This is a genomic window from Ferrimicrobium sp., from assembly GCA_022690815.1.
In the GTDB taxonomy this organism is placed as follows: Bacteria; Actinomycetota; Acidimicrobiia; order Acidimicrobiales; family Acidimicrobiaceae; genus Ferrimicrobium.
In genome coordinates, this window is sequence record JALCZJ010000003.1 from 119,846 (window position 1) to 126,871 (window position 7,026).

6 protein-coding genes are annotated in these 7,026 nt (G+C 55.7%); 5 read left to right on the top strand and 1 reads right to left on the bottom strand.

The annotated features are described in order from the left end of the window. The first annotated feature begins 84 nt into the window (after positions 1-84). From MP439_01830 to MP439_01850, 5 genes are all read left to right on the top strand, one after another. Complete coding sequence (locus tag MP439_01830) at positions 85-1,383, top strand: acyl-CoA dehydrogenase family protein (GenBank protein MCI2974804.1); 1,299 nt, start codon at positions 85-87, stop codon at positions 1,381-1,383. A gap of 172 nt (positions 1,384-1,555) precedes the next feature. Next, positions 1,556-2,404: a PIG-L family deacetylase gene (locus MP439_01835; protein ID MCI2974805.1), complete on the top strand. Its 849-nt coding sequence runs from the start codon at positions 1,556-1,558 to the stop codon at positions 2,402-2,404. Position 2,405: 1 nt separating this feature from the next. Next, positions 2,406-2,807 (top strand): SCP2 sterol-binding domain-containing protein, encoded by a 402-nt coding sequence (locus MP439_01840; GenBank protein ID MCI2974806.1) that lies wholly within the window; start codon positions 2,406-2,408, stop codon positions 2,805-2,807. A 3-nt stretch (positions 2,808-2,810) separates the two neighbouring features. Beyond that, the gene (locus MP439_01845; protein ID MCI2974807.1) at positions 2,811-3,596 is read left to right on the top strand and encodes a hypothetical protein; all 786 of its coding nucleotides are present in this window, start codon (positions 2,811-2,813) and stop codon (positions 3,594-3,596) included. Positions 3,597-5,835: 2,239 nt separating this feature from the next. Then, complete coding sequence (locus MP439_01850) at positions 5,836-6,141, top strand: hypothetical protein (protein MCI2974808.1); 306 nt, start codon at positions 5,836-5,838, stop codon at positions 6,139-6,141. A 674-nt stretch (positions 6,142-6,815) separates the two neighbouring features. On the opposite strand, the gene MP439_01855 is transcribed toward MP439_01850, so the two are convergent. Further along, a partial coding sequence (locus MP439_01855) for a hypothetical protein (protein MCI2974809.1) occupies positions 6,816-7,026 on the bottom strand: 211 nt, incomplete at its 5' end.

Below are 7,026 nucleotides of genomic sequence, written 5' to 3' on the forward strand. Positions count from 1 at the left end.
CGTCACAGACCCGGGGCACACGCGTGTTCACACCACCGGTGCTCACCGTGCTAAGGTCGGGTCAGCAAGGGAAGGAGTACAGAGATGGCATGGGACTTTTCGACTGAGCCTGAGTTTGACGCCAAACTGCACTGGATTGAGACGTTAGTGCGCGAGGAGATCATGCCGCTTGAGACACTCGAGCTCGATACCCCTTCGTTGAAGGCGATGATCGAACCACTCAAGGCCCAGGTCAAGGAGCATGCCCTGTTTGCCGCTCATCTCCCCCCAAGCCTTGGAGGGCAGGGTTTTGGTCAGGTCAAGCTCGGTCTGATGAATGAACTGCTCGGCATGTCCCCCATTGCGCCTCTGGTATTTGGTAACAATGCTCCTGACTCTGGTAATGCAGAGTTGCTTGCGCTCGGGATTGAGGCTAATGGTGCCCAATTCCAGCGAGAACATTACCTTGAGCCATTGTTGCGTGGTGAGCTATCGAGTGGGTTCTCGATGACGGAGCCCGATGCCGGTGCGGACCCGACCCGCATCACCTCATCAGCGGTGCGGGATGGAGACATGTGGGTGATCAACGGACACAAGTGGTATACCACGAACGGCTCGGTCGCCGATTTCTTGATCGTGATGGCGAGGACCGTCCCGGATGTGCCGGCCCGCGAGGCGATGTCGATGTTGCTGGTTCCAAGGGATACACCAGGAGTACGGGTGATTCGCGATATCCCCACGATGGAGGATCCGGTCCCTCACTTCGGCTCCTATGGCAACCACGCCGAGATCGTCTACGAGAACGTACGTGTGCCACTCGATCATCTCATTGGTCATGAAGGCATGGGTTTCGCGCTCGCCCAGAGTCGTCTTGGCCCCGGGCGGATTCATCACTGCATGCGATGGCTCGGGCAGTCGCGTCGAGCCTTCGAAATGATGTGTGAGCGTGCGGTCTCCCGTGAGGTCTTCGGCGAGCCCCTCGCGGCAAAGCAGACGGTCCAAAACTGGATTGCGGACTCCGCGGCTGAGATGGCGGCGGCTCGGCTGATGACGCTGCAGGCTGCCTGGATGATCGACCAGAAGGGTCAGAAAGCGGCCCGGAAGGAGATCTCGATGATCAAGTACTTCGGTGCACAGGTGCTTTATAACGTCATCGATCGGGCCATTCAGGTGCACGGCGGTCTGGGGTTCTCCTCCGATCTCCCACTCGAGCAGATGTATCGTGCGGCACGTGCTGCCCGCATCTACGACGGACCCGACGAGGTGCATCGAATGACGGTAGCTCGTCAGATCCTTCGCAACTGTCAGCCTGTCAGTGAGCCAACGGAGCTGATTGCGACGCGCCGTGTCGCTGCTAGGGAGCACTTTGCCAAAGAACTCGAGCTTCTCTCGATCGACCAGTGAAGTCAACTGCCAGATGAGCTCGTCGCCGATCCGGCGACGCACTCATTCGATGGCGATCGGATGAGGATCTGATGCAGCGCCAAGGCGCGTCCGCGCCCATGAAAGGTGGTCTTGAGACGACCCCTGGGCCGTTAGCCTGTTTGTAACAAGGTACGCATGCAATGGAGGATCAGTGTCGAGTAACCAGCGGACGATTGTGAGTTTCCATGCTCACCCAGACGATGAGGCATCCAAGGGGGCTGCCACGATTGCTAAGTATGCGGCCGAAGGTGCAAGAGCGGTGTTGGTGACGGCCACTGGAGGTGAGGAGGGAGAGTTCCTCAACCCCGCCTTCAAGGACCGTGACCCTGCGGAGCTTCCTGAGTTACGGTTAAAGGAACTGGCCCGCTCGGCCGAAGTGATTGGCTATCGCGAGGTTGAGCTGCTTGGGTTCCGTGATTCCGGCATGCCCAACAGTCCGGCCAACAGCCATCCCAACTGCTTTGGGGCAGTTGAGTTGGAGGTCGCGGTGCGACCGCTCGTGGCCATACTCCGCCGCGAGCGACCACAGGTGCTCATCAGCTACGGTGCGCATCAAGATAGCTATCCGCACCCGGATCACCTTCGTGTTTACGAGGTGGCTAAGGTCGCCCGTGAACTGGCCGCTGATGCTACGTTTGCGCCAGAACTCGGGGATCCTCACTGGGTGCAAAAGTGGTACTGGTCGCTGTGGGTGCGTGCCCGCTTTGAGGCGATCGGTGCGGCAATCGCTGCCAAGGGCATAGAGCTTCCATTTCGGATGACAGAACGTACAGGTGATGATGACCTCGTGACCACTCGTATCGATGTAAGCGCTACCATTGAGGTTGGTCGTTCCGCTCTCTTGGCTCATGAGACCCAGGTCGACCCCAACTCTCCATTTTGGTTTGCGCTCTCTCCCGATGAGCTTGCCAATATCTATCCCTACGAGGAGTATCATCTCGTCGATGCGCCAGCAGGCTATCTTGAGACTGACCTGTTCGAAGGTATTGAGGGGAGCTGAGATGGCGGCATGGCTTTCACCGGGATGGATCCAAGACACGCTCGAGCTTGGGGCAGCGATGCCCTATCAGGCGGGAGTATCAGCGACGCTCCAGTACTTCTTGACGGCTGCTGACGGCGGTGAGTACGCTTATTATTGGTCGATTGAAGATGGACAACTCGGTGCTGCAGGTTTGGGGGAACATCCAGCTCCTGACGTAGAGCTCAGTGTTTCGCTCGAAGATGCCCGCAGCATGCAGACTGGCAAGACCGATGCGACGAGTGCGTTCATGGAGGGCAAGTTGCGTGTTGATGGCAATCTCGATCTTTTGCTGCAACTCCTTCCAATCACCGGTTCGAAGGAGTACCAGGAGTTAGAGCGTGAGCTTGCTCGACGAACTGACTTTGACCAGCTTGGTTCGTGATCATTGACGGATCCCCTGGCCGTCCTTGCGGCGATCGACGCTGCCATTGATGAGACCGCGCGGCTAGAGGGCGAGGGTTGGGAAAAGTCTCCTGGTGAGTGGGTAACCGAGCGTGATATCGCGATTGAAACAATACTCAGTGAGTACCTCCTCTCCTTGATGCCGGGGAGTCGTGTCCTTGGAGAAGAGGCTGCGAGCGATGCCGATGGGCTACTGGTTGAGACGAATGCGGGGTCGCTTTGGGTCGTAGATCCAATCGATGGAACCGCGAACTATGTCGCCAGAGCCGGACCGGTGGCCACCATGGTGGCGCTGTCCGTCGACGGCAGTACGCAACTTAGTTGCATACGCATACATGGCGGCGAGGCGCTTGTGGCCAGTACTGATGGGGCGAAGATTCTCGATGCGGGCATGTCACGGGTAGAACATGGCTCAATCCAACATACCCCGACTGCACGGGGAATGATCTCTGGTCGCTTCTTGTCGGCCAGCGTGCACCAGAGGTTGCGAGAAAGCGTTTGTGCCTATGAGATTATGGATGGCTCTGGGTGTGCAGGAAGAGACTATCTCGACCTGGTGGTTGGACGTTTGGATTTTCTTGTCTACGAGCGGGTGTTGCCATGGGATCATCTTCCCGGAGCGCATGCCGTCCAGGTAATGGGAGGATCAGTGAGCCTCGGTGACGGTTCGACCTATCGTGGGCAATCTGAGATTCGTGGTCTGGTGGCCAGTCGGTCACGGGATCTCACGATGAGGCTGCTGGCGGCTCGTCGAGAGGCGTTTCACTAGCGTAGCGAGCGTGGGTTCTTGACTCCCTTGCGACACGTTGAGCCTAGGGCCCGTGGACAATGGATTCGGACCAAAGCAGATAAGTGTAGCGCTTCGATTCAACTAATGTTGAAAATTATGCGAGCTTTTGAGTGTGTATTGTCGATCTTGGCCGACTGCAAATCACCGCGATCTAATTGTCTAGATTTGGTAAAAGTAGATGTAGAGTGGCTGTATGTACGCGGAGAGTGTTTAACAAAGCGAGCAACAAGGGTGTTGGAGTCAGCCCATTGTGCTCACCTGTTCTGTGTGATCGACCTGCAATCGCTGGATAGTCATATTTCTGATCATTGTATTACCTGATCAGAATGTTGTTTTGAGAAAATATGTTCCCTGAGTTGTACGGCGCGACTAGCGACGCTATAGTAAAGGAATAAAGCATTGAGTCACTTGGTCGAATGGTCGCTTTGCCGAGTGGTTAGCTAATGGCGAAACCGGTACGTTGTTTGGGTGGAGAACCAGTGATGGGTTCTCATTGGAACAGGGAGGTCGACGAAGCCGTCACGGTTAACATTAGCAGCAGGCGTGCTTGGATTGGCTTTGCTAGCATTTGTAGATGTTGGTGGGTACGCAGCATTTACTAGTAATGCGAACTTAAATACGAGTGCCACAGCCGGTACTTGTTTTCTGAATGCAAGCGTAGGAAAAACGGGGGAGACTTGTGCTTCTGGGAATAAACAGCAGCTCTGTGTGCCCCGGGATGCTGACAACTACGCAAGCAACCAAGGGAGTTTGTCCGGGCTACAGAATGATCAGGTAACTACGACAGATGGCAGTAATGCCTCTCTCGCGTGGACAGCGCCTAATATGGCATCAGGTGTCGAGTACTGGGCTGACAGCTATCTTAAGGATGCCGGCACCCTACAGGGTTAAGTGTCCGAGGTAACCTCTACACTGCCAAATGGTACCCCATCTGCCCTGTTGCAAGACATGACCGTTACGGTTCAAGAGCTCACGGGATCTGATAATGGGCAGACATGGACCAATCTTACTAGGGTTGGCGGTAACACTATTGATGGATCACATTTTGGTGCTGGTAGTTATGCTGCACCTGGGAGTTATACGTTTAGTATGGCTGTGAATAATTAAAACGTCCCGTTCCTGCAGCCATTTGATGTAAATGTGACTACTGGTAGAGCTAGCGTAAACTCTGGGGATGAACAGAGTGCAGAGTGTTCAGTGATTTACACCCTGCTTGATGCAGCCACAAATACAGCGGAGGGGCAGACTGTTAGCCCAACGTCGAATTTTGTTGGCACTTCATTGTTGTAGTTAGGGCAAGGGTAACTCGGGTATTCTGACGGAGGGGGTTGAGCTGTTGATATGCGCATTCCCGTATCGTCTCTGTGCAGTTCAAGTGAAGGTGGATCTTGCTTGTCACAGAGCAATCGGCTGAGGCGAGTGAGTCACTGCTGATTAATCCCGATAGCGTCGCTTTGCGATTAATACCGAGAAGGTCGTGTGGAAGGCTCGTATTACTATGGCTGGGGCGCGATGTGGCGCTTTTGGTTTGCCTGCTCGTTGTCACCTTGGGGTTCTCGGTTCTGTCGGGTCGTTGGGAGCTGTTGCTGGTTTTCTCAGGTTCGATGAGCCCGGGGATACCGACAGGAAGCATAGCGTTCGCTTAACGTGAGCCGATGAGGGACCTGAAATTGCACGACGTCGCGGTGTTCCATCCGCCAAATTGTTCGCGTGTTATTTACATGCATCGGGTTATCCCGTTGCCACGGGTCCATGGCGAGGTTGTGGTGCGGACAAAGGGTGATGCCAATCCTGTACCTGACCCGCGGACTCTCCACATCACGGGTACCACGGTCTAGCTCGTGCGCTACCGGGTTCTGGAGGTTGGATACGTTGTCCTCTGGGTTCATTCGAATACTGGACGGGAAGTGATCTTGACGGTGGCTAGGCTCTTGGCCCTCGGTCTGGTGATCTCTGCCGTGCGTGATGGCGACGAAAGCCCATGGCCACATCAGAGGTATAGGTTGCGTTATCTCGTAGCTTTGCAGTGTTTGACGAAAGTAGGTTGGCACCCAGATAGCGATAGTCTCGGGTGCGCGTGACCATGATGGGTGCTGGATCGCGCTACAGTCCCTCGTCTTCGGTCTGGTGGGAGACGCGGGGTTTGAGGCTTTTGGGGCAAGGTTGTGGCTGGTGCAATTTCCGGGGGTGAGGAATGATCTCGGTCGCTCGCTGAGGAGTGTTAGCGGTAATTGTCGCGATTGACGGACACGCGTTATCGGTGGTGCCGCCGATACGGATGCTGGTGGCGTCGCTCAGCATGGTGTTTGCCGTTGCAGGTTTCCAGGATCGCCGAAAGCGCTTAGCGTCAGGATTCCTCATCCTGATCGCGCAACGTCGGCTTTTGCGACTCTATCATGTTGTTGATGACCATGACGATGGAGTCGTTCGTGGCGTTGTGCGATGCGTCTTAGGGTACTTCCGCGAGGATGCCAGACGCATCGGTCGGCGGTCAAGTAAGGTACATGCGAACCGGCCAACCTGAGTGAACGGCCGCTTTGAGTCCATTGATCCGACCGTGCCCTGAGGGAGAGAGCGGACTCAGAGATAGAGATATAGGCGTAATCTTGATGGTGATGCCGGGCTGCATTCTGAGCGAGAGCCAGTGGGGTTGTGGCTCGGGCTCACAAAGCTTGGGGTGCGACCGGAGTGTTGTGCTGAAGGGGCTCACGTCGGGCCGAGTTCCCCGATGGTGTTTCATGTCCAGTGCAGATGGCTCTTGGTTGGTTCAGGATCGCTCTGGATTCGGCCGTGATGCACTGAACCTGAACGAAGGACTGTAGCGCAATTTTGGTATGGTGATAGCTTTCACGATGTCGCATTACAGTGAGTAGGCTGCAAGTCGCAAGGGCCATGAGTTTGGATGTAGGAACAGCAGTTACAACACTGTGCCGCTGGTGGCCAGCGTCGTTCCACCTTTGAGCTGGGCGGAGCTCATCTGCGTTACGCGCGAGTTCACTGTTCTGGTCCTCGTCGGCAGAGGTTGGAGACTGAGGAGACCGTTGATTCGTTATGGTTGGTACATCTATTGGTGACGAGTCCATCGGCGAGATCGCGGTAGGACGACGTCTCCAAGTGAAGCTGTTCCCGCAGGGTGGCCAGTGCTGCCCTTTGCGACGACAGCTGTGCTCCTTCGATGATCTGGACACCGTGAGTACCCTACGCGCGAAGCTCTGTGCTATCGAAGGCAAAGGTAGCTGCCAGTTCAATCACCTCGTCGTCGCTGGTTGTCTCAGGGTCGCTGCCGACAAACACGTCTTCAATCACCGATGCCAAGGGTTGGGAACCGGGTCGCAAAATGCGCGAAGGTGTCGTGATACCACGTTGGCACGCGAGTCCATAGGCGTCATAACCGAGTAGCGTTTCGTTG

Bases quoted from the DNA above. Each gene is read 5' to 3' on its own strand.
- MP439_01840 (MCI2974806.1), top strand. From the start codon at position 2,406: ATGGCGGCATGGCTTTCACCGGGATGGATCCAAGACACGCTCGAGCTT.
- MP439_01830 (MCI2974804.1), top strand. From the start codon at position 85: ATGGCATGGGACTTTTCGACTGAGCCTGAGTTTGACGCCAAACTGCAC.